At 70.0% G+C, this 20,581-nt stretch carries 23 protein-coding genes; 8 read left to right on the top strand and 15 right to left on the bottom strand.

What is annotated here, in order from left to right:
- Positions 1-22 precede the first annotated feature (22 nt).
- Together ACGFSA_RS05415 and ACGFSA_RS05410 are read left to right on the top strand one after the other, a co-directional pair.
- Complete coding sequence (locus ACGFSA_RS05415; protein ID WP_393299966.1) at positions 23-577, top strand: VanZ family protein; 555 nt, start codon at positions 23-25, stop codon at positions 575-577.
- Between the two features lie 94 nt (positions 578-671).
- Complete coding sequence (locus ACGFSA_RS05410; RefSeq protein ID WP_366691116.1) at positions 672-875, top strand: PspC domain-containing protein; 204 nt, start codon at positions 672-674, stop codon at positions 873-875.
- A gap of 105 nt (positions 876-980) precedes the next feature.
- On the opposite strand, the gene ACGFSA_RS05405 is transcribed toward ACGFSA_RS05410, so the two are convergent.
- Positions 981-1,331, bottom strand: a complete 351-nt coding sequence (locus ACGFSA_RS05405; RefSeq protein ID WP_393299962.1) for a hypothetical protein — start codon at positions 1,329-1,331, stop codon at positions 981-983.
- A gap of 134 nt (positions 1,332-1,465) precedes the next feature.
- Positions 1,466-2,620 (bottom strand): adenosine deaminase, encoded by a 1,155-nt coding sequence (locus ACGFSA_RS05400; RefSeq protein ID WP_393299956.1) that lies wholly within the window; start codon positions 2,618-2,620, stop codon positions 1,466-1,468.
- A gap of 187 nt (positions 2,621-2,807) precedes the next feature.
- Here ACGFSA_RS05400 and ACGFSA_RS05395 point away from each other — a divergent pair, with 187 nt between their 5' ends.
- Positions 2,808-3,485, top strand: coding sequence for an alpha/beta hydrolase (locus ACGFSA_RS05395; RefSeq protein ID WP_393300285.1), 678 nt, complete (start codon positions 2,808-2,810; stop codon positions 3,483-3,485).
- Positions 3,486-3,501: 16 nt separating this feature from the next.
- Here ACGFSA_RS05395 and ACGFSA_RS05390 read toward each other — a convergent pair whose 3' ends face one another.
- Together ACGFSA_RS05390 and ACGFSA_RS05385 are read right to left on the bottom strand one after the other, a co-directional pair.
- Entirely contained in the window at positions 3,502-3,666 is a 165-nt protein-coding gene (locus tag ACGFSA_RS05390; RefSeq protein ID WP_393299952.1) for a hypothetical protein, read from the bottom strand.
- A gap of 175 nt (positions 3,667-3,841) precedes the next feature.
- Positions 3,842-4,405, bottom strand: coding sequence for a Uma2 family endonuclease (locus tag ACGFSA_RS05385; RefSeq protein ID WP_393299949.1), 564 nt, complete (start codon positions 4,403-4,405; stop codon positions 3,842-3,844).
- Positions 4,406-4,679: 274 nt separating this feature from the next.
- On the opposite strand from ACGFSA_RS05385, the gene ACGFSA_RS05380 reads away from it, so the two are divergent.
- Entirely contained in the window at positions 4,680-4,949 is a 270-nt protein-coding gene (locus ACGFSA_RS05380; RefSeq protein ID WP_393299946.1) for a hypothetical protein, read from the top strand.
- A gap of 27 nt (positions 4,950-4,976) precedes the next feature.
- On the opposite strand, the gene ACGFSA_RS05375 is transcribed toward ACGFSA_RS05380, so the two are convergent.
- On the bottom strand, positions 4,977-5,930 hold the full coding sequence (locus ACGFSA_RS05375; RefSeq protein WP_393299943.1) for a LysR family transcriptional regulator: 954 nt from the start codon (positions 5,928-5,930) through the stop codon (positions 4,977-4,979).
- 62 nt (positions 5,931-5,992) lie between these two features.
- Between ACGFSA_RS05375 and ACGFSA_RS05370 the strand changes: the two genes are divergently transcribed.
- The 4 genes from ACGFSA_RS05370 (at position 5,993) to ACGFSA_RS05355 (ending at position 9,484) form a co-directional block, all read left to right on the top strand.
- Complete coding sequence (locus ACGFSA_RS05370; protein ID WP_393299940.1) at positions 5,993-7,297, top strand: MFS transporter; 1,305 nt, start codon at positions 5,993-5,995, stop codon at positions 7,295-7,297.
- Positions 7,298-7,384: 87 nt separating this feature from the next.
- Positions 7,385-8,101 (top strand): L,D-transpeptidase family protein, encoded by a 717-nt coding sequence (locus ACGFSA_RS05365; RefSeq protein WP_393299937.1) that lies wholly within the window; start codon positions 7,385-7,387, stop codon positions 8,099-8,101.
- Positions 8,102-8,225: 124 nt separating this feature from the next.
- Positions 8,226-9,215, top strand: coding sequence for a sigma-70 family RNA polymerase sigma factor (locus ACGFSA_RS05360; protein WP_393299934.1), 990 nt, complete (start codon positions 8,226-8,228; stop codon positions 9,213-9,215).
- Complete coding sequence (locus ACGFSA_RS05355; protein ID WP_393299931.1) at positions 9,212-9,484, top strand: hypothetical protein; 273 nt, start codon at positions 9,212-9,214, stop codon at positions 9,482-9,484. The genes ACGFSA_RS05360 and ACGFSA_RS05355 overlap by 4 nt, the downstream gene beginning before the upstream one ends.
- A gap of 27 nt (positions 9,485-9,511) precedes the next feature.
- On the opposite strand, the gene ACGFSA_RS05350 is transcribed toward ACGFSA_RS05355, so the two are convergent.
- The 10 genes from ACGFSA_RS05350 to ACGFSA_RS05305 form a co-directional block, all read right to left on the bottom strand.
- Positions 9,512-9,865, bottom strand: a complete 354-nt coding sequence (locus tag ACGFSA_RS05350) for an STAS domain-containing protein (protein ID WP_393299928.1) — start codon at positions 9,863-9,865, stop codon at positions 9,512-9,514.
- Positions 9,866-10,040: 175 nt separating this feature from the next.
- Positions 10,041-10,631 carry a Uma2 family endonuclease gene (locus ACGFSA_RS05345; RefSeq protein ID WP_393299925.1) on the bottom strand — a complete coding sequence of 197 codons (591 nt, stop codon included), beginning with the start codon at positions 10,629-10,631 and terminating at the stop codon, positions 10,041-10,043.
- A 97-nt stretch (positions 10,632-10,728) separates the two neighbouring features.
- A complete protein-coding gene (locus tag ACGFSA_RS05340) occupies positions 10,729-12,006 on the bottom strand; it encodes a thymidine phosphorylase (protein ID WP_393299922.1) in 1,278 nt (425 codons plus the stop codon).
- Positions 12,007-12,198: 192 nt separating this feature from the next.
- A complete protein-coding gene (locus ACGFSA_RS05335) occupies positions 12,199-12,597 on the bottom strand; it encodes a cytidine deaminase (protein WP_393299919.1) in 399 nt (132 codons plus the stop codon).
- The gene (locus tag ACGFSA_RS05330; protein WP_393299916.1) at positions 12,594-13,883 is read right to left on the bottom strand and encodes an ABC transporter permease; all 1,290 of its coding nucleotides are present in this window, start codon (positions 13,881-13,883) and stop codon (positions 12,594-12,596) included. Before ACGFSA_RS05330 ends, ACGFSA_RS05335 begins: the two co-directional genes overlap by 4 nt.
- The gene (locus ACGFSA_RS05325) at positions 13,880-14,995 is read right to left on the bottom strand and encodes an ABC transporter permease (RefSeq protein WP_393299913.1); all 1,116 of its coding nucleotides are present in this window, start codon (positions 14,993-14,995) and stop codon (positions 13,880-13,882) included. Before ACGFSA_RS05325 ends, ACGFSA_RS05330 begins: the two co-directional genes overlap by 4 nt.
- The gene (locus tag ACGFSA_RS05320; RefSeq protein ID WP_393299910.1) at positions 14,992-16,584 is read right to left on the bottom strand and encodes an ABC transporter ATP-binding protein; all 1,593 of its coding nucleotides are present in this window, start codon (positions 16,582-16,584) and stop codon (positions 14,992-14,994) included. The genes ACGFSA_RS05325 and ACGFSA_RS05320 overlap by 4 nt, the downstream gene beginning before the upstream one ends.
- A gap of 343 nt (positions 16,585-16,927) precedes the next feature.
- Positions 16,928-17,971, bottom strand: a complete 1,044-nt coding sequence (locus tag ACGFSA_RS05315; RefSeq protein ID WP_393299907.1) for a BMP family protein — start codon at positions 17,969-17,971, stop codon at positions 16,928-16,930.
- Positions 17,972-18,109: 138 nt separating this feature from the next.
- Positions 18,110-19,381: an amidohydrolase gene (locus ACGFSA_RS05310; protein WP_393300282.1), complete on the bottom strand. Its 1,272-nt coding sequence runs from the start codon at positions 19,379-19,381 to the stop codon at positions 18,110-18,112.
- 439 nt (positions 19,382-19,820) lie between these two features.
- On the bottom strand, positions 19,821-20,510 hold the full coding sequence (locus ACGFSA_RS05305; protein WP_393299904.1) for a hypothetical protein: 690 nt from the start codon (positions 20,508-20,510) through the stop codon (positions 19,821-19,823).
- Between the last annotated feature and the right edge of the window lie 71 nt (positions 20,511-20,581).

Below are 20,581 nucleotides of genomic sequence, written 5' to 3'. Positions count from 1 at the left end.
CGCCAGGGGCGTCTTGGGGGGCGTGGGTCAAGGTTCGGACGGCCAGGCCGTCATCCGCTTCCGCGCGGCCGGAGGGTTCCTCCTCCTCGCGCATCTGCTGCTGGTCGGGTGGCTGACTCTGCGCCCGCTGGACGTCCCGTGGACGACAGCCGCGAATCTTCAACCGCTCGCCGGCATCAAGGCGGACCTGTCCCTCGGCCCGGCCGAGGCGGCGCACCGGATCGGTGAGGGACTGTTGTTGCTGGCACCGCTGGGGGTGCTGCTGCCGATGGCCGGGGGCCGGCTCCACGTCTCCCCGTGGGCCTCGCTGGCGCGTACCGTCGCCGCCGGGTCACTGGTCTCGCTGACCATCGAACTGGCGCAGACCGGGGTGCCCGGGCAGGTCGTCGATGTCGACTCGCTGCTGCTGAACACGGTCGGGGTGGCGTTGGCCCATCTGCTGGTGGTGCCGGTGTTCCGGAAGCGGCTGCGCCGCCGGAAGCAGGAGCAACTGGTGCGGGGGGCGATTCCCCGCCAGAGGGAGGAAGGCTCTCAGGGGTCGACCCCGACGATTTCCAGGGTCGGTATCGCACCGTAGAGCGACGCTTTGCCCCCGTTCACGGAGCCACCATGGAGACATCGGGAGCACGACGGAACTGCTCCCCAGCAGACGGTTCACGAAGGAGCCCACCATGGCCGCACTTGCCCGCCCCCGTGACGGACGCATGATCGGCGGAGTGTGCGCAGCGCTGGCACGGCGCTTCGGCACGTCCGCCGGGACCATGCGCGTGATCTTCCTCGTCTCTTGCCTGCTGCCCGGCCCGCAGTTCCTGCTCTACCTGGCACTGTGGCTGCTGCTGCCGGCCGAGAAGTCGTCGGCGGCGACCGACTGGTAGAGGGCGTCCGGCGGATCCTGGCCGGACATCCTCTCGTCCCTGGACACACACGTGGGGCGGACACCCGGCCAGGGTGTCCGCCCCACGTACGTGGGTACGGGGGTGTCAGCCGCCGAGCGGGAGACTGTTGGTCGACAGACCGTTGGCCTTCACGCCGCCGGCGGGCAGTCCGCCGAGCAGGCCCCCCAGTGGTGAGGTGGCGTCGTGGACGACTTTCGTCTGACCGCTGCCGAGAAGCTTGGTGGCCGTGTCCTGGACCGGCAGGCTCTGGGTGGCGGTCCCCAGCGCAGAGCCGAAGGGGGCAACTCCCTGCTCGAGCGGAGCCGAGAGCTTGGGGGAAGGCAGCGCAGAGCCGGCGACGGGCAGCGCGGACGCGGAAGCGGTACCGGCGGCGGCAGCGGCGAAAGCGGCGCCGAGAGCGGCGACACCGAGAGTCCTGGCAGCAGACTGCTTCATGTGGAATTCATCCTTGGGGAAGGGGATGTGAGCGGCTCTGCAAACTAGTCAGCCCACGACCGGTCCCGCAAACATGCCGGAGACGCCGAACGGCCGGGATTTGACCGTCCCGGCCGTTCGGCACAGAGCGCGAATCAGCCCGCGGGGGAAGAAGAGCCGCTGGTCGCAGCGGTCTGCTCGAAGAGCCACTCGGACTTCAGCTCGGCATATCCGGGCTTGATCACGTCATTGATCATCGCGAGACGTTCATCGAAAGGAATGAACGCTGATTTCATCGCATTGACCGTGAACCACTGCATGTCGTCGAGCGTGTATCCGAAGGTCTCGGTCAGCCGCTCGAATTCCTGGCTCATGCTCGTACCGCTCATCAGCCGGTTGTCCGTATTCACGGTGAGGCGGAAATGGAGCCTCCGCAGCAGCCCGATGGGGTGGTCGGCGTACGAGGCGGCGGCGCCGGTCTGAAGGTTGGAGGTCGGGCACATCTCCAGCGGGATGCGCTTGTCCCGTACGTACGAGGCGAGGCGGCCGAGCGTCACGCTGCCGTCCTCGGCGACCTCGATGTCGTCGATGATGCGGACGCCGTGGCCCAGTCGGTCGGCGCCGCACCACTGGAGCGCCTGCCAGATCGACGGCAGACCGAAGGCCTCGCCCGCGTGGATGGTGAAGTGGTTGTTCTCGCGCTTGAGGTACTCGAAGGCGTCGAGGTGGCGGGTGGGCGGGAAGCCCGCCTCGGCGCCCGCGATGTCGAAGCCGACGACGCCCTGGTCGCGGTAGCGGTTGGCGAGTTCGGCGATCTCCAGGGCACGCGCGGCGTGCCGCATCGCGGTGAGCAGGGCGCCTACCCTGATCCGGTTGCCGTCCCGACGGGCCCGGCGCTCGCCCTCGCGGAAGCCCTCGTTGACCGCCTCGACGACCTCTTCGAGGGTCAGCCCGGATTCCAGGTGCTGCTCGGGGGCGTACCGCACCTCCGCGTACACGACACCGTCCGCGGCCAGGTCCTCGGCGCACTCGGCGGCCACCCGGAACAGGCCGTCCCGGGTCTGCATGACGGCACAGGTGTGGGCGAACGTCTCCAGGTAACGCTCCAGCGAGCCGGAGTCGGCCGCCTCACGGAACCAGATGCCGAGCTTGTCCGGGTCGGTCTCGGGAAGGGCTTCGTAGCCCGCGTCACGGGCCAGGTCGACGATCGTGCCGGGGCGCAGACCGCCGTCGAGGTGGTCGTGGAGCAGCACCTTGGGGGCGCGTCGGATCTGGTCGGCGCCGGGCACATGGAGGGTCGGGCTCATCATCTGTGCACTCTAGCGCCTACGCGCGTAGAGCGCTGCGCGCCGATGCGGAACAGTGACCGCGAATAGGGGTGGAGTACACCTCTTCTTCTGACACTGTTCTGTCATGGGACAGCGCGCACTTCCCCTGCCTGCTCCGAGGCTGGGACGGGCCGTGAAGACGGCCGGAGCACAACCTGCGGTCAGCGGCGTGGTTCTGCTGCTCCCGGACGGCGAGGCCGACTCGCACCGCCGCCCCTCCTCCCTGGCATACGTACTGCAGCTGCCGCTCGCCCGGACCCTGGCCCGCGCGGGCCAGGACGACGGGCTGGCCGCGCATGTCGTGCGCTACCGCTGCCGGGGCTGGAACGCCACGGACGCGCAGCTCGCGGCGGACGCGGAGTGGGCGGTGGAGGAGGTCGTGCGACGTTACGGCGACATCCCCGTCTGTCTGGCCGGCCACGGTATGGGCGGTCGGGCGGCGCTGCGCGCGGGCGGCCACGCGGCGGTCAACTCCGTTCTGGCGATGGCGCCTTGGCTTCCCGGGGAAGCATCGGCGGAACCGGAACCGGTGAAGCACCTGCTGGGCCGCCAGGTGTTGCTCGTCCACGGCACGAATGACACCCGGTCCGACCCGGAGCTGTCGTTCCGGCTGGCCGAGCGGGCCAAGAAGACCAACCGGGACACCTGCCGCTTCGAGGTCCACTCGGACGGCCACGGCCTGCGCCAGCACCGCGCCGAAGTGGTGGCACTGGCTGCGGACTTCGTCCGGGGATCGCTGTTCGGCCGGGCCTACGCCCGCCCGGTCGCCGACGCCCTGGCCGCACCCCCGCCCCTGGGGCTGCGGATGCCGCTGGCCGCGGGGTTCGGGCGGTCGCTGGGGCGGTAAGGCCAACAATCACTCTTCACCGGAACAGCCGCGCGAAGATCACAGTCTCGGCCCACCCCTCGTCAACCACCCACGCTTCCACCGCACACAGCGGCAGATCGATCACGTCGGCGGCTGCACCGAACCAGTGCGCCCGACCGGCCACACCACCGCCGTCGACACCACGACCGGCAAGGTGCAAGGCGCGCTTGTGAACGAGGACTGGCGTGTTGCCGGCGAGTACATGGTACGTGTGATGGGCGAACCCTTTTCACCTGCGTTTTCGCAGGTCAGCGGCGTCCTGGAGATCCGTGGAAGTCCGCTGGCGTACGCCGTTGGCGGGTCGGGTTGCCGTCAGCGTTGCCGTCAGACGGCACCTACTGCCGGGAGAGTCCAGCTGGATCGATTGCAAGCGGGAACGGGGCGTCCAGGTGGGTGGTCGCGCCCGCAAGAGCCGTGGTCCGCTCTACGTAGCGACCGCCCTGCAGTTCGTAGATGACGAGCATGGGGGCGGGGTCAAATTCGAGTCGCCAGAAGTGCGGGAGGGCAGCCTCCGCGTACAGCATGGGCTTGACCTTGCGGTCCATGGTGCTGTTGCCGGGGGAGACGAGTTCGACGACAAGCTGGACCGCTTCGATGTCGACGGTGACGGGGTCGTCGGCGGTCGCACCGGCATCGGCCACGACCAGGTCGGGCACGACCAGCCCGGACGGCAGGACCACGTTGACGCCTTCGAGGATCTCCACGGGCGCGCCGACGGCCCGGGCGGCCGCGTCCAGGGCGAGGTGGAGGCGGAACGAGGCACGCTGATGGCGAACGCCGGGAGCGGGGGACATCAGCAGGGACTCCCCCAGCAGTTCGTAGCGGGTCGTGCGGTCTTCGGGCAGGGCCAGGACGTCGGCGACGGTCCAGGGCCCGGTGTGGTCGATGGCAACGCTCATTCCCTTTCACCTCCTCGTCCGACCGGCGGTCTCGGTGCGACCTCGACAAGCGGCACACGGCCAGCATACGGGCGCTCCCACCTGCCGACACCAGCTTTCGCTGCTACGAGCGAGGCCCCGAACACGCGTGCCGTACAGCCCTCTGCCAGTGGCGGCGTCGGCGTGGGCTCGCGCACGGCTGATCTGGCCTACCAAGTGCTTGCACGTCGGGAGATCCTGCGGTCTACCGGCTGTTCCGGGGTGCTGTTCTGCGCGGCCAGGGGCCGGGTTCGGGTTGGCGGGGCGGCGCCGTAGCGGCCGGGCCCGCGCACCGGCCGCACGCCTGTTGCCGTGGGCGGGGCCGGAGGGAAAGCCGTGCTACCTCGCAGGAGACGGGGCCTGGTTCCTGTCACGCCTTGCCGACAACATGGAGGCGGCTCCGCTCGGCTTGGCCGGTGACCTCATCGAGAAAGCGCATCAGATCCTCGCCGGACGTGCCTGGACGCCGGGAGAACTCCACCTGTTGGCAGTCCAGTTGTTCTACTACAAGAACGCACTCATCTGAGGGCTGCCGAGGGCTGCTGAAGGCTGCTCACTCCGGCAGCAGATGCCCCCGGCGCGACAGCAGGAACTGTTTGAACGCCGCCACCGGAGGTGTGTCCGGGTGGCCGTCCAGCCAGGCCACGCCGATCTCGCGGGCCGCGCGTGGTGCCGTGACCGTCAGTTCGACCACGCCGGGGCGGGCCACCGCGGGCGGCGGCAGCAGGGCCACGCCGAGGCCGGCGGCCACCAGGCCGCGCAGGGTCTCCGCCTCCTCGCCCTCGAACGCCACACGCGGGGTGAAGCCTGCCTCCGCGCACAGGTCGTCGGTGATCCGCCGCAGACCGTACCCCGGCTCCAGCGTCACGAACGCCTCGTCGGCGGCCTCGGCCAGGCGGATCCGCCTGCGGGAGGCGAGGCGGTGGTCCTCCGGGACGACCAGACGCAGCCGCTGCTCGTCGAGGCGGCGGGCGACCAGGTCGGGGGCGTCCGGGACGGGGGAGGTGAGGCAGAGGTCGAGGCCGCCGGCCCGGAGGCGTTCGATCATCGCCTCGCCGTAGTTCTGCACGAGCTGGAAGCGGACCCGGGGGTGGTCGGCGCGGAAGGCGCGGAGCAGGGCGGGGACGGTCTCGGAGCCCATGGTGTGCAGGAAGCCGAAGGCGACCTTGCCCGCCGTCGGGTCGGCGTCCGCCCGTACCGAGTCCGCGGCCCGCTCCACCTCGGTGAGGGCCCGCTCGGCGGAGCCCAGGAAGGTGCGGCCCGCGGGGGTGAGCGAGACGGTACGGCCCTTGCGGGCGAACAGGGCGACGCCCAGGTCCTGTTCCAGCCTGACCATGGCCCGCGACAGTGTGGACTGCGGGACGCCGAGCTCGTGCGCGGCGCGCGTCACATGCTCGTGGCGGGCCACCGCCTCGAAGTACGCGAGCCGCGGCGCGAGCACTGCGCGAATGTCTTCTTCGTAACTACTCGGTGACAGCTGAGGCTGTGAGCTGCGTTCATGCGCCATGGGATTGATTATCGCAAGTTCGTGCATTGGACGCATGAATCGGAGAGATCTACTTTCGAGGTATGCCTCCTGCCAGTACCAAGGCGTCCACGCTCACGCTGGACGCCTCAGCCCCGTCATCGCCCGTCGCGCCCGTTTCCTCCCCTGACCGGCTGGAGCCCGGCCGGCCCGGCTACCGCCGGATGAGCTTCGCGCTCTTCGCCGCCGGTGTCGCGACGTTCGCACTCCTCTACTCCACCCAGGCGCTGCTGCCCGCCGTCTCCGCCGGATTCGGCGCCACGGCCGGACAGGCCAGCTGGACTGTCTCGGCGGCGACGGGTGCGCTGGCGCTGTGTGTACTGCCGATGAGCGCGCTCTCCGAGCGGTTCGGGCGGCGGCAGATGATGACCGCGTCACTGACGGTCGCGGTACTGGTCGGGCTTCTCGTCCCCTTCGCCCCCTCGCTGGGCTGGCTGATCGCCCTGCGCGCCGTCCAGGGCGCGGCCCTCGCCGGACTTCCCGCCTCCGCGATGGCGTACCTCGCCGAGGAGGTGCGGCCGAAGGCGCTGGTCGCCGCGATCGGACTGTTCGTGGCGGGCAACAGCATCGGCGGCATGAGCGGCCGCATCCTCACCGGCTGGATCGCCCAGCTGTGGGGCTGGCGGGCGGCGCTCGGCGCGGTCGGGCTGCTGGCCGTGGCCTGCGCGGTCGTCTTCCACTTCATGATCCCGAGGGCCCGTCACTTCACACCCGGCACGCTGAACCCGAAGGCCCTGGCCAAGACGGTGGGCGGGCACCTCGCCGACCCGCTGCTGCGCAGGCTGTACGCGATCGGCGCACTGTTCATGACGGTGTTCGGCGCGGTCTACACGGTGATCGGCTACCGGCTGGTCGGGGAGCCGTTCAACCTCCCGCAGGGCGTCATCGGCTCGATCTTCCTGGTCTACCTCGTCGGTACGGTGTCGTCGGCGGCAGCGGGCAGGCTCGTCGCCCGGCTCGGCCGCCGGGGCGCGCTCTACCTGGCCGTCTCCACCACGGCCGCCGGTCTGCTGCTCTCCCTCGCCGACCAGCTGATCGCCGTACTTCTCGGTCTGGTCCTGATCACGGCGGGCTTCTTCGCCGGGCACGCGGTCGCCTCGTCGTCCGTGAGCCGGACCGCGACGACCGGCCGGGCGCAGGCTTCGGCGCTCTACCAGTCCGCGTACTACCTGGGCTCCAGCGCGGGCGGCACGCTCGGCGCGATCGCCTTCCACGCCGGTGGCTGGGCGGGCACGGTGACGCTGGGTCTGCTCGCGGTCCTCGGCGTCGTCTCGATCACGCTGTACGGGTCGCGGGTCGCCCGCGCCGAGCGGCGGTGCCTCGTCCCGATGGTGTCAGTACAGAACTGAGACATACATACGCACAACCGCCGACTCCCCTTCGCGCGTCTATCAGGCGTAATCAACGCAACTTGGCGCGAAGGGGAGTCGGCGTACATGGCAGTCCTAGGGAAAATACGGGGAGTCCGGACGCGGCGCGTGGTCGCGCTGTCCGTCGCCGGGCTGATGGCGGCGCCGGCGCTCGTCCTGGGCGGTGGCACGGCGGCGCAGGCGGCGTCCTGCACCACATCCACCGGGCCGTACCAGAAGCAGGTCGAGAACTATCTGCACCGGCCGGTCGACGGGAAGCAGTCGGCAGCCGACTGCAAGGCGATCCAGTCCTTTCAGCGCACCTACGGGGTCACCCCTGACATCGGGTACGCGGGACCGGTCACCTGGCAGACGATGAAGACGCTCACGGCCCAGAAGGCGGCCGGAAAGAACCCCAACAAGGACAAGAAGTGCCCCACGAACAAGGGGCGCATCGCGTGCGTGGACCTGACCCGGCAGCTGAGCTGGATCCAGGACGGATCGAAGCTGAAGTTCGGTCCGGTGCCGATCCGCAGCGGGCGGAACGGGTACGAGACCCGCACCGGTTCGAAGAAGATCTACCTGCGGCACATCAACCACTGGTCGTCGCTCTACCACGTGTGGATGCCGTACTCCCAGTTCTTCGACGGCGGGCAGGCATTCCACTCGGTGAATCTGAAGATGTGGAACCCGCCCGGCTCGCACGGCTGCGTCAACATGCGGGACGCGGACGCGAGGACGTACTGGAACCTGCTGAGGAACGGCGACGACGTGTACGTGTACGGGCGCAAGCCCGGAACGTGACCGGAACCGGGGACGTGGCCGGAGAGCGGGCGGCTCCGGCGCTTCCCGCCCCCGTTGTCAGTGGCCTGCGGTAGCTTCCGAAGTGCCGAAGTGGGCGGCGTCACAGCACAACAGGGGTGGAACGATGAGTGATCTGACGGCATCAGCGGATATCGGCAGCCGTCTGGAGGGACACCGGGTCGAGCTCACCGGTTACTGCTACCGCATGCTCGGCTCGGCCTTCGAGGCGGAGGACGCGGTACAGGACACGCTGGTGCGCGCCTGGCGGAACTTCGACAAGTTCGAGGGCCGCTCCTCGCTGCGCTCCTGGCTGTACCGGATCGCCACCAACGTCTGCCTGGACATGCTGAACGCGGGGAAGAAGCGGGCCCGCCCGGTCGACCTGACGGACCCGACACCGCTCGCCCAGGCCGCGCTCAACCCGCTCCCGGAGAACACCTGGCTGGAGCCGATGCCGGACGGGCGGATCCTGCCGTCGGTGGCCGACCCGGCGGAGGCCGCGGTGGCGCGGGAGTCGGTGCGGCTGGCGTTCGTCGCCGCGCTGCAGCATCTGCCGCCCAGGCAGCGTGCCGTGCTGATCCTGCGCGAGGTGCTGGCGTGGAAGGCGAGCGAGGTCGCCGAACTGCTCGACACGTCGGTCGCCTCGGTCAACAGCGCCCTGCAGCGGGCGCGGGCCACGCTCACGGACCATCGGAGCGCGGCCACCGACACCACTGATCCACTCGACGAGAAGCAGCGGGGGCTCCTTGAGCGGTACGTCGCGGCGTTCGAGGGCTACGACATGGCGGCGCTGACCGCGCTGCTCCACGAGGACGCCGTGATGACCATGCCGCCGTTCGACCTCTGGCTGCAGGGGCACGACGACATCACGGGCTTCATGAGCTCCCTCGGTGCGGGCTGCGCGGGTTCGCGCCTGGTGGCGACCACGGCCAACGGCACCCCGGCGTTCGCGCACTACAAGCCGGATCCGGACGGTCCGGGATTCGTGCCGTGGGCGGTGCAGGTCATCGACATCTCGGACGGTGCGATCACCGGCATGCACTGCTTCCTCGACACGCCCCGCTGGTTCCCGCTCTTCGGCCTGCCCGACCACCTCGAGGCCGAGACGGCGTGATGCGGCGGCCGCGGCTGCGACACGCGCTGGTGGCGGGATGGGTGGTGCTGGCGCTGGGCGGCTGGGGGGTCACACAGTGGCTGGGTGAGCCCGCCGCCACCGAGGGGCCCCGCCCGGCCCGGCCCCCTGCCTCCGGCGCCGGACCGGGACCGCAGCCGGAGCACTGGTACGACGCCGCCTGCGACGGCGACACGACAGCGACGCCGGCGTCGCACCCCTCGGCCTCGGCGGCCCCGCTGTTGGTGGTGGTCTGCGCGCGGGCCGGCTGACGCCGGGGAGGGAGCGGGGCCTGCACCTCAGCCCTGCTCCCCCAGGTCCACCACATCGGCCAGCCCCACCAGGTCCAGCAGATGCTGCAGTCCGGGCGGCACATTGCGCAGCCGGAGCCGTCGGCCGCCCGCCCGGCGCGCGATGAGTCCCAGCCGCGCCATCGCCTCAACCAGGGCCAGATCCGGGTGCACGACCCCGCCCACATCGCAGTCCACCCCGGCGTCCGGGTCGCGGACGGCGCCCTCGGGGTCGTAGAGCAGCGCCTCCAGCTCGGCGCAGAGTCCCGGCACGGCCGCGCGTGTGACACGGCCGGTGACGACAAGAACGATCGGGGTCTTGGCTTCCACATCAGGAAGACCGGTCCGGCGGCCGGAACTCATCGCTGCACGGTCCGCTCCTCGCGGGCGCGCCCGGCCCGGCCTACGACTCGTACGACCCTCCAGACCCTCCTCGAGTCGATGACTTTCCGTCAACCATGGTCAGATGCACCACTTATGAAACCCCGGCACATCGGGCGACCGCATGACGGCGGGCCGCTCGCGTTCGCGACGCTTCTCAGCTGACGGGGAAGATCCCGGTGTCCAGTTTCAGCGCGAACGGCTCGGGAAGCGTCAGACTCTCCCCGTACTCGACCGCGTCCAGGACCCGATAGGTGCCCTCGGCGGGTTCCCCGTACAAGGTGGCGGTGGGACGGCCGGAGTGCCAGGGGTCGAGGAGCAGGAAGAGCTCGACACCGGCTTTCGCGTATCCGTGCGCCTTGCCGATACGGTCGTGGTTGGCGTTGCCCTGCGAGGTGATCTCGACGACGAGGCGCACCTCTTCCGCCGGGACCCGGTTACCCGGTCCGGTCGCCACGGCACGCGGCAGGACGACGAGGTCGGGGATGTAGAGCCCGGCCCGGCTCGGCACGGAGACGCCGAGGGTCTGGTAGATCCCCCAGTCATCCGGGATGACGGTGTAGAGCCTGCGCTGTAGCAGTTCCGCAGTGACGTTGTGGTCCCTGGACGGCGGTGGCGACACGGTGACGATCCCCTCGATGATCTCCACCTTGCAGCCCTCGGGTGCGTCCGTCTCCTCCCAGATCCGGACGAGGTCGTCCCAGCCGTGGCCGCTGCCCGGCACAGGGTCGACGGTGAGTGCGCTCATGGCGGTCTCCTCTATCGGTGCGTCACCGAGTCCAGCATGCCGAACGGGACCGGCGACAGTCCACCGGTCCCGTTCACCCGTACGAGTAAGCCGCAGGTCAGGCGATACGTTCCCGCACCACGGGGGTGGCGGTGAAGTCCGTGCCGGCCGGGGCGATGTCGAACGAGCCGGGCAGGGCCTTCAGTGCGTACTCGAACTTCTCCGGGGTGTCCGTGTGCAGCGTCAGCAGCCGCTGTCCCTCGGTCACCGTGTCGCCCGGCTTGGCGTGCATCTGGATGCCCGCGCCCGCCTGCACCGGGTCCTCCTTGCGGGCCCGGCCCGCACCGAGGCGCCAGGCGGCGACGCCGATGTCGTAGGCGTCGAGGCGGGTCAGCACGCCGGAGGCCTGGGCCGTCACCACGTGCTGCTCGCGGGCGACCGGGAGCTCGGCGTCCGGGTCGCCGCCCTGGGCGGAGATCATCCGGCGCCAGACGTCCATCGCGGAGCCGTCCGCGAGGGCCTTCTCCGGGTCGGCGTCCTTGAGTCCGGCCGCGTCCAGCATCTCGCGGGCCAGCGCGAGGGTGAGGTCGATGACGTCCTTCGGGCCGCCACCGGCCAGGACCTCGACCGACTCGCGCACCTCCAGGGCGTTGCCCGCGGTCAGGCCGAGCGGGGTGGACATGTCGGTGAGGAGCGCGACCGTCCGTACGCCGCTGTCGGTGCCCAGCGCGACCATGGTGGAGGCCAGTTCGCGGGCGTCCTCGATGGTCTTCATGAAGGCGCCGGAGCCGACCTTGACGTCCAGGACGAGCGCGCCGGTGCCCTCGGCGATCTTCTTGGACATGATCGAGCTGGCGATCAGCGGGATGGCCTCGACGGTGCCGGTGACATCGCGGAGCGCGTACAGCTTCTTGTCGGCGGGGGCCAGCCCGTCACCGGCGGCGCAGATCACGGCGCCGGTGGTGTCCAGGACGTTCAGCATCTCGGCGTTCGAGAGGTGGGCGCGCCAGCCGGGGATGGACTCCAGCTTGTCGAGCGTGCCTCCGGTGTGGCCGAGACCGCGGCCGCTGAGCTGCGGCACGGCGGCGCCGCAGGCGGCGACCAGCGGGGCGAGCGGCAGGGTGATCTTGTCACCGACACCGCCGGTGGAGTGCTTGTCGGTGGTGGGGCGGGAGAGCGCGTCGAAGTTCATCCGCTCGCCGGAGGCGATCATGGCGGCGGTCCAGCGGGCGATCTCCGTACGGTTCATGCCGTTCAGCAGGATCGCCATGGCCAGCGCGGACATCTGCTCGTCGGCGACCTCGCCTCGGGTGTATGCGTCGATGACCCAGTCGATCTGCTCGGGGCTCAGCTCGCCGCGGTCCCGCTTGGTGCGGATGACGGAGATGGCGTCCATGTCCTGGGTGTCCTTCCGGCCGGTACGTGCGCAAGAGTCCCGAATGACTCTACGCGCATAGAGAGTGGAAACGGGGGTGGCCCTCCCGAAGTTTCAGGAGGGCCACGGGAGTTCTGGGCCTGTCTTGCGGATCAGGCCGGGCCCGCGGGCCCTGGCACGCACCCTGATCCGGCCCGATCCGAAAGCGGAGCTCTACCTGAGATGGTCCGGCCCGAACGCCTGCGGCAGCATCTCGTCGAGCGTACGGAGGCCGTCCGGGGTCTCCAGGACGAGCTCCGGTCCGCCGAACTCGTACAGCAGCTGACGGCACCTGCCGCAGGGGACCAGGATCTCGCCCGCCCCGTCCACACAGGTGAAGTGGGTCAGCCGGCCGCCGCCGGTGGCGTTCAACTGCGAGACCAGGCCGCACTCGGCGCACAGGCCGAGTCCGTACGAGGCGTTCTCGACGTTGCAGCCGACCACCGTGCGGCCGTCGTCGACGCGCGCCGCGACGCCGACCGGGTAGCCCGAGTAGGGGGCGTACGCCCGGGACATGGCGTCCCGGGCGGCGGCGCGCAGGGCGTCCCAGTCGACGTCGTCGGCCGCGGTCACTTGCCCTGCCCCTTCCGGTACCGCATGCCGTCCGCCTTCGGCATCCGCAGCCGCTGCGCGGAGAGCGAGAGGACGAGCAGCGTGACGATGTACGGGGTGGCGCTCACGAACTCGGTGGGCACCGTGTCCGTGGCGAGGTACCAGACCAGTACGGCGGCGGCGATGACGGCGCTGACCGCACCCTGGACGAAGCTCTTGCGGTAGAGCTTCCAGGCGGCGAGCCCGGCCAGCACGACCACCAGCAGGAGCAGCAGCGCGTGGACGGACTCGCCGCCGTTGCGCAGCTGGAGCGCGTCGGCGAAGCCGAACAGGCCCGCGCCCATGGCGAGTCCGCCGGGCCGCCAGTTGCCGAAGATCATCGCGGCGAGACCGATGTATCCGCGGCCGCCGGTCTGGCCCTCGTTGTAGATGTGCGAGGTGACCAGGGAGAGGAAGGCGCCGCCGAGTCCGGCCATGCCGCCGGAGATGATCACCGCGATGTACTTGTAGCGGTAGACGTTCACGCCGAGCGACTCGGCGGCGACCGGGTTCTCGCCGCAGGAACGCAGCCGCAGCCCGAACGAGGTCTTCCACAGGACGAAGAAGGTCACGGCGAAGAGGACCGCGGCCACAACCGTCAGCAGCGACACATTGGTGACCAGACCGCCGATGACACCGGCCACGTCGGAGACGAAGAACCAGTGGTGCTTCTCGATCGAGTGCAGCCAGTCGGACAGACCGGGGATCGTCACCGAGGTGATGTCGTCGGAAGGTGGTGACTGCTTGGGGCTGCCGCCCTTGGCCGCCGCCTCGCCCGTGTTGAACCAGAGCTTGGCGAAGTAGGTGGTGAACCCGAGCGCCAGGATGTTGATGGCGATACCGGAGATGATGTGGTCGACGCCGAAGGTGACGGTCGCGACGGCGTGCAGCAGCCCGCCGAGCATGCCGCCGATGACACCGGCCAGCACGCCGAGCCAGGGGTTGGTCTGCCAGCCGGCCCAGGCACCGAAGAACGTACCGAGAATCATCATGCCTTCGAGGCCGATGTTGACCACACCGGCCCGCTCGGCCCACAGGCCGCCGAGACCGGCGAGCCCGATCGGCACGGCCATCGCGAGCGCCGCGCCGATCTGCCCGGCCGAGGTGACGTCCTGGGCGCCGGTGATGGTGCGTACCGCGGACAGCGCGAGCAGCGCGCCCGCGACGATCAGCAGAACGACGGGGAAGGAGAGGCGGGTGCGGCCGCCCTTGCCACCGGAGACCTTGGGGGCCGCGGGCGGCGGGGTGGAAGTCGCCGTGGCGGTCACGCCGACACCTCCTGCTGGTCGGAGTTACGGGCGGCCTGTGCGGCGAGTTCCGCGCCGACCTTGCTCTGCTGGCGCTTGAGTCCGTAGCGACGGACGACTTCGTAGGCGATGACGACGCACAGGACGATGACGCCCTGGATGACGCCGACGATCTCCTTGTCGTACCCCTCGAACTCGAGCTTTCCGGTACCGCGCTCCAGGAAGCCCCAGAGCAGCGCGCCGAGCGCGATGCCGATGGGGTGGTTGCGGCCGAGGAGGGCGATGGCGATACCGGTGAAGCCGATGCCGATGGGGAAGTCGCCGCTGTACTCGTAGCTGTCGTTGAGCAGCGTCGGCATGCCGACCAGGCCGGCCACCGCGCCGGAGATCAGCATCGATGTGACGACCATCTTCTTGACGTTGACACCGCTGGCCTCGGCCGCGGAGCCGGACTGGCCGACCGTACGCAGATCGAAGCCGAACCGGGTGCGCGAGAGCGTGAACCAGTAGGCGATGCCCGCGACGACCGCGACCACGATGAAGCCCCAGACGGGCGACGGGGTGGTCGGGAACTCGAAGAAGTGCGAGGACTCCGGGAGCGGGGTGGTGGAGATCTTCGTGCCGGCCTCGTCGAGGTGACCGAGGCGGCCCTGCTGGAGCAGATAGCCGATCACGGCGGTCGCGATGGCGTTCAGCATGATCGTCGAGACGACCTCGCTGACGCCCCGGGTGACCTTGAGGACACCGGCGATCCCGGCCCACATCGCGCCGACGATCATCGCGGTGAGGATGATGAGCGGGATCTGCAGGGCGCCCGGCAGGGTCAGCGCGCCACCGACGGCGGCGGCGAAGAAGGCGGCGAGGCGGTACTGGCCGTCGACGCCGATGTTGAAGAGGTTCATCCGGAAGCCGACGGCCACCGCGAGACCCGCGAGGTAGTACGTCGTCGCCTTGTTGAGGATGTAGACCTGGCTGTCCGACTTCACCCCGTAGTCGAACATGATGCCGAATGCGCTGAACGGTTCCTTGCCGGTGGCGGCCAGCACGAGGGCGGTCACCAGGAAGGCGACCACGATCGCGAGTACGGGGGCCGCGATCCCCAGGAACAGCCGCTCCTTGTCGAACTTCTTCATCGGTCCTCTCCCCCGTCCCGGGGGTCGGTGTCGGCGGCGTCCGGACCGGACTCCGCATCCGTCCCGGGCTCGGCGGGCGCTTCGAGACGGCCGGAGGCCGCTCCCGTCATCGCCGAGCCGAGCTCCTCCGGGGTGATGGTCGCCGGGTCGGCGTCCGCGACCAGGCGGCCGCGGTACATGACGCGCAGGGTGTCGGAGAGCCCGATCAGCTCGTCCAGGTCGGCGGAGATCAGCAGCACCGCCAGGCCCCCGCGGCGCGCCTCGCGGATCTGGTCCCAGATCTGCGCCTGCGCGCCGACGTCCACGCCCCGCGTGGGGTGCGCGGCGATCAGCAGCTTCGGGGCGTGGCTCATCTCACGGCCGACGATCAGCTTCTGCTGGTTGCCGCCGGAGAGCGAGGCGGCGGTGACCTCGATGCCGGGGGTACGGACGTCGTACTCGCGCACGATCCGCTCGGTGTCCGCGCGGGCGGCCTTGAGGTCGAGGAACGCGCCCTTGCTGTTGGGGCGCTCGGTGACATGGCCGAGGATGCGGTTCTCCCAGAGCGGGGCCTCCAGCAGCAGTCCGTGCCGGTGGCGGTCCTCGGGTATGACGGCCATGCCGTCCTCGCGGCGCTTGCGGGTCGGCGTACCGGAGATGTCGACGCCGTCCAGGGTCAGTACGCCGGTGTCGAGGTGGCGCATGCCCATGATGGCGTCGACCAGTTCGGACTGGCCGTTGCCCTCGACGCCCGCGATGCCGAGAACCTCACCCTTGTGGATGGTGAAGGTGATGCCGTCGAGCACGGCACGCACCACCCCGTCCGGGTCGGTGGCGGTCAGCCGCAGGTTGTCGACGGTGAGCATCGGCGTGTCGGTGACGGTCGACTCGCGGGTCTCCGGCGACGGCAGCTCGCTGCCGACCATCAGCTCCGCGAGCTGCTTGGTCGTGGTGCGCTTCGGGTCGGCGGTGCCCACCGTCGTACCGCGCCGGATGACAGTGATCTCGTCGGCGACCGACAGCACCTCGCCCAGCTTGTGCGAGATGAAGATGACGGTCAGGCCCTCGGCCTTGAGCTCACGAAGGTTGTCGAAGAGTGCGTCGACCTCTTGCGGCACGAGGACGGCGGTCGGCTCGTCGAGGATCAGGGTGCGGGCGCCGCGGTAGAGGACCTTGAGGATCTCCACGCGCTGGCGGTCGGCGACGCCGAGGTCCTCGACCATGGCGTCCGGGCGGACACCGAGGCCGTACGCGTCCGAGATCTCCTTGATCCTTGCGCGGGCCCGGTCGCCGATCCCGTACAGCTTCTCGGAGCCGAGGACGACGTTCTCCAGGACGGTGAGGTAGTCGGCGAGCATGAAGTGCTGGTGCACCATGCCGATGCCGCGCGCGATGGCGTCACCCGGGTTGTGGAACGAGACCTGCTCGCCGTCCACCTCGATGGTGCCCTCGTCCGGCTTCTGCATGCCGTAAAGGATCTTCATCAGAGTGGACTTGCCGGCACCGTTCTCGCCGACGAGAGCGTGGACGGTGCCGCGACGCACGGTGATGTCGATGTCGTGGTTGGCCACGACCCCGGGGAACCGCTTGGTGATGCCGCGGAGCTCCACGGCATGGGGACTGCTGGACGCGTTGATGGCGCACTCTCCTTGGCAGGAGCGGAGGGCGGAGGGCGGAGGCGGTGGGGCGGGAGGTGATGGGAGCGGAAAAAGGTACCGCGCCCGGCACGCGCTACGCGCGTAGTGCCACCGAATCGTTGGCCACCTGACAGCAGGTGGCCGGCAGTGCGCGTACGGCTACGTTCCGGACCCGGCCGGAGGCCGTACGCGAATCGGGGCACTAGCAGCCGAAGCAGCCAGGGGGCGCCCGCGACGTCCCGCCGTCCGCCCGAAGGGCGGGCCAGGCGGGACGTCGCGGGCACCCCCTGGCCCGGGCCCCGATCGACGGGTCGGATCAGGTCGTGGTCTTGACCGTGACCGTGCCGTCGACGATCTTCTTGTTCGCCTCGTCGAGCTTGGCCTGGATGTCCTTGATGTGGTCACCCGTGGTGGTCAGCGAGACGCCGCCCTTGGCCAGGGAGTACGACTGGACGCCGGTCACCGGCTTGCCGTCCTTGACGGACTTGATCAGGTCGTAGACACCGCTGTCGACGTTCTTGACGACCGAGGTCAGGATCGTGTCCTTGTACTTCGCCAGCGCCGGGTCCAGGGCCTGGTCGGAGTCGACACCGATGGACCAGGCGCCCTTCTTGCCCGCGACGGCCTCGATCGAACCGGCACCCGAGCCGCCCGCGGCGGCGAAGATGACGTCCGCACCCTTGTCGAGCATGCCCTTGGCGGCTTCCTTGCCCTTGTCGGGGCTGCCGAAGCCGGACAGGTCCGAACCGGTGGACAGGTACTGGATCTGCACCTTGGCCTTCGGGTTCGTGTCCAGGACACCCTGCTGGAAGCCCGCGGCGAACTTCTTGATCAGCGGAAGGTCCACACCGCCGATGAAGCCGACCTGGCCGTCCTTCGACTTCAGCGCCGCCGCGACACCGGCGAGGTACGAGCCCTGCTCCTCGGTGAAGACGATGGAGGCGACGTTCTTCACGTCGGAGACCGAGTCGACCAGACCGAAGTTGACCTTCGGGTACTTCGCGGCGATCTTGTCGACCGCGTCCTTGTACGCGAAGCCGATCGCGATGACCGGGTTGTAGCCGCCCTCGGCGAGCGACTGCAGACGCTGCTCACGGTCGGCCGGGGTCTCACCGTTCTTGGCGGTGAGCTCCTTCGTCTCGGCGTTGAGCTCGGCCTTGGCCTTGTCCAGACCACGGGCGGCGGAGTCGTTGAACGAGTTGTCGCCCCGGCCGCCCACGTCGTAGGCCATGCCTATCTTCATCTGGCCCTTGTCCTTGGAGCTGGTGCTCTCGTCGGACGAACTGCCGCACGCGGTGGCGGTGAGCGCAAAAGCCGCGGTGATGGCACACGCAGCGGTGATCTTGGATACCCGGCGCAAGGGAAGGCTCCTTCAAACCTGACCGAAGCGCCTCTTCCGGCGCTGGTTTCGCCGAGATCGTAACGCGCGTAGATGTCAGATAAAGCCCTGTACGGAAGCCGTTATCGGATCGTCGCGTACCTGGGGTGACCTGTCCGGTTACGAACGGTTGCCATCAAGCAAAGCCGCGGCGGTGAAAAGCTCCACTCCAACGGTGATCGCCTCCTCGTCCGCGTCGAAATCGCCCCGGTGCAGATCAAGGTGCCGGGTGTCACCGGGCGTGCGCACCCCGAGCCGCGCCATGGCCCCCGGGACGTGCTCCAGATACCAGGAGAAGTCCTCCCCGCCGAGGCTCTGCTCGGTGTCCTCGATCGCATACGATCCGCGGCGCCCGGTCATCGCGGCGGCCAGCAGATCGGTCACGGCCGGATCGTTCACGACGGGCGGGACCCCGCGGATGTAGTCGATCACCGACTTGGCCCGGTACATTCCGGCCACCTCGTCGATCGCTGCGTGGACCAGGTCCGGCGCCTCCCGCCATGCCGCCAGATCCAGGCAGCGGACCGTTCCCGACAGCTCGGCACGCTGCGGGATCACATTGCACGCGTGCCCGGCCTCCAGCCGCCCCCAGGTCACGGCGAGCCCGGCCCGCGCATCGACCCGCCGCGCCAGCAGTGCGGGCACCTCGGTGGCCACCTTGGCGGCGGCGGTGACCAGGTCGGTGGTCAGATGCGGCCGGGCGGTGTGCCCGCCGGGCCCGTCGAGCGTGACCTCCAGCCGGTCGCAGGCGGAGGTGATCGCCCCGACCCGCAGCCCGATCCTCCCCACGTCGACCTTCGGGTCGCAGTGCACCCCGATGATCCGCCCGACGCCTTCCAGCACCCCGCCCTCGATCGCATCGGGCGCGCCGCCGGGCAGCACCTCCTCGGCGGGCTGGAAGATCAGCCGCACGGGGTGCGGCAGCAGCCCCTGCCGGTCGAGCTCGGCGAGCACGAGCCCGGCGCCGAGGACAGTGGTCGTGTGAATGTCGTGCCCGCAGGCGTGCGCCCGGTCGGGAACGGTGGACCGGTACGGGACGCCGGCCTTGGTGTCCGGAATGGGCAGGGCGTCGATGTCCGCGCGCAGGGCGAGCATGGGCCGGGTGTCGCTGCCCGCCCGTCGCCCACCACCACCTTTGTTCGAGCTTTGCGCCCCTCCCGATGTACCCACGTCGCACAGGAGCCCGGTTCCGGTGGCGAGCACCCGGGGCCGGAGCCCGGCCTTCTCCAGCCGTGCCTTGAGGGCAGCGGTGGTGCGGAACTCCTGGTTGCCGAGCTCGGGGTGCATGTGCAGATCACGCCGGAACGCGATCAGCTCGGCCCGCAGGGATTCGGGCAGCGTGCCGGGCAGGGCGGGGTCCTCGGGCAGGTCGGCATCGGATTCGAGGGACATCAAGTGGTTCACCTGGTGAAGGGTAGGCCCCTTCACCCCTCAACTGGCCACAGATCAACAAAAGTTCAGCCGCATAGAGGAACAAAATGCGGCGTCGGAGCGTGTGCGGTGAGATGGGGGTGGGTAAACTCGCCCATTCTCCTCCGATGCCCCCGCAGTCCCGCTCCGTGGTGCGCCCGGTCTGCGCTGCGTCGCCGACGCGCTCGATTCGACTGCGTCGTGGACAGCGTCGGTCCCGGCCGCCGACGCATCTGCGCCGCGCCCGCCTGCTCGCGGCGGCCCCGGCGGCCGCCGCGGTGGTCGCGGACGCCGGAAGGCAGTCCGGCCTCGACGCCGAACCGGCCGAGCCCCGGGAGAGGCTGGCACGCCGGATCCTCAACGGCAGGTGGACGGGTGGGCGGCGGGCAGGCAGCAGGGCTGGTCCCGGTGACCACATCGACTACGGCGCCGTCTCGGAGAAGGACTGCTCCGTGCTGCGCGCCGCGCCCGGTCGTCCTTGAGGCCGGCCCGGCCGCTCTCCGCCCTCGGGCAGCCCCCGGCGCATCGGCAGCAGCGCCGTCCCGAGGCATACGGCACCGACCGGCAGCAGATCCAGGCTCATGGCCGCCAGCACGATCCCGGCCAGCACCAGCACCGGGGCCCACCCCCTGACGACGTCCCGCCGGAAGAACGCCAGCAGCGTGACGAGGGTCAGCAGCCCGAGCCAGAACAGCATCGGCACCACGGTGTAGACGAGCGGCATCACACCGGGCACGTCCTGCACCCTCCCGAATATGTCGCTCATGGCCGGCTTGTCCACCGTGAGGAACCCGACCGCCAGGTCGATCACCGCCTGGACCACCAGCGCCGCCGCCCCGAGCAGCCCCGCCCAGGTCGCCGCCTCGACCGCGACCCGCTTGCCGCCCCTCACTCCTGCCGTCCTCCGCAGCCCCAGGAGCACCGGCACGAACGCGAACAGTCCGGCCAGGGACAGCACATGCGCCACCGTCCACCACGCACCGGGCCCGTAGTCGCTCACAGCCTGACCGGCCAGCCGCACGACTCCGTACCCGGCCATCAGGGCCGGGCCCGCGACGAGTGCCGCGCTGACCGTATCGTTCCGCCGCTCCGTCAACTCCGGTGTATTCATGCTCCGATGATCGTCCTGACCCGCGCCTGCACGCTATCGGGGCTTCCCCCCAACGAACCCTGAGAGCAGAC

Origin of the sequence: Streptomyces sp. NPDC048496, assembly GCF_043200055.1 — a bacterium.
Lineage (GTDB): Bacteria > Actinomycetota > Actinomycetes > Streptomycetales > Streptomycetaceae > Streptomyces.
Note: the sequence above shows the minus strand (reverse complement) of the source record. Positions and strands in the feature narration are given on the sequence as shown.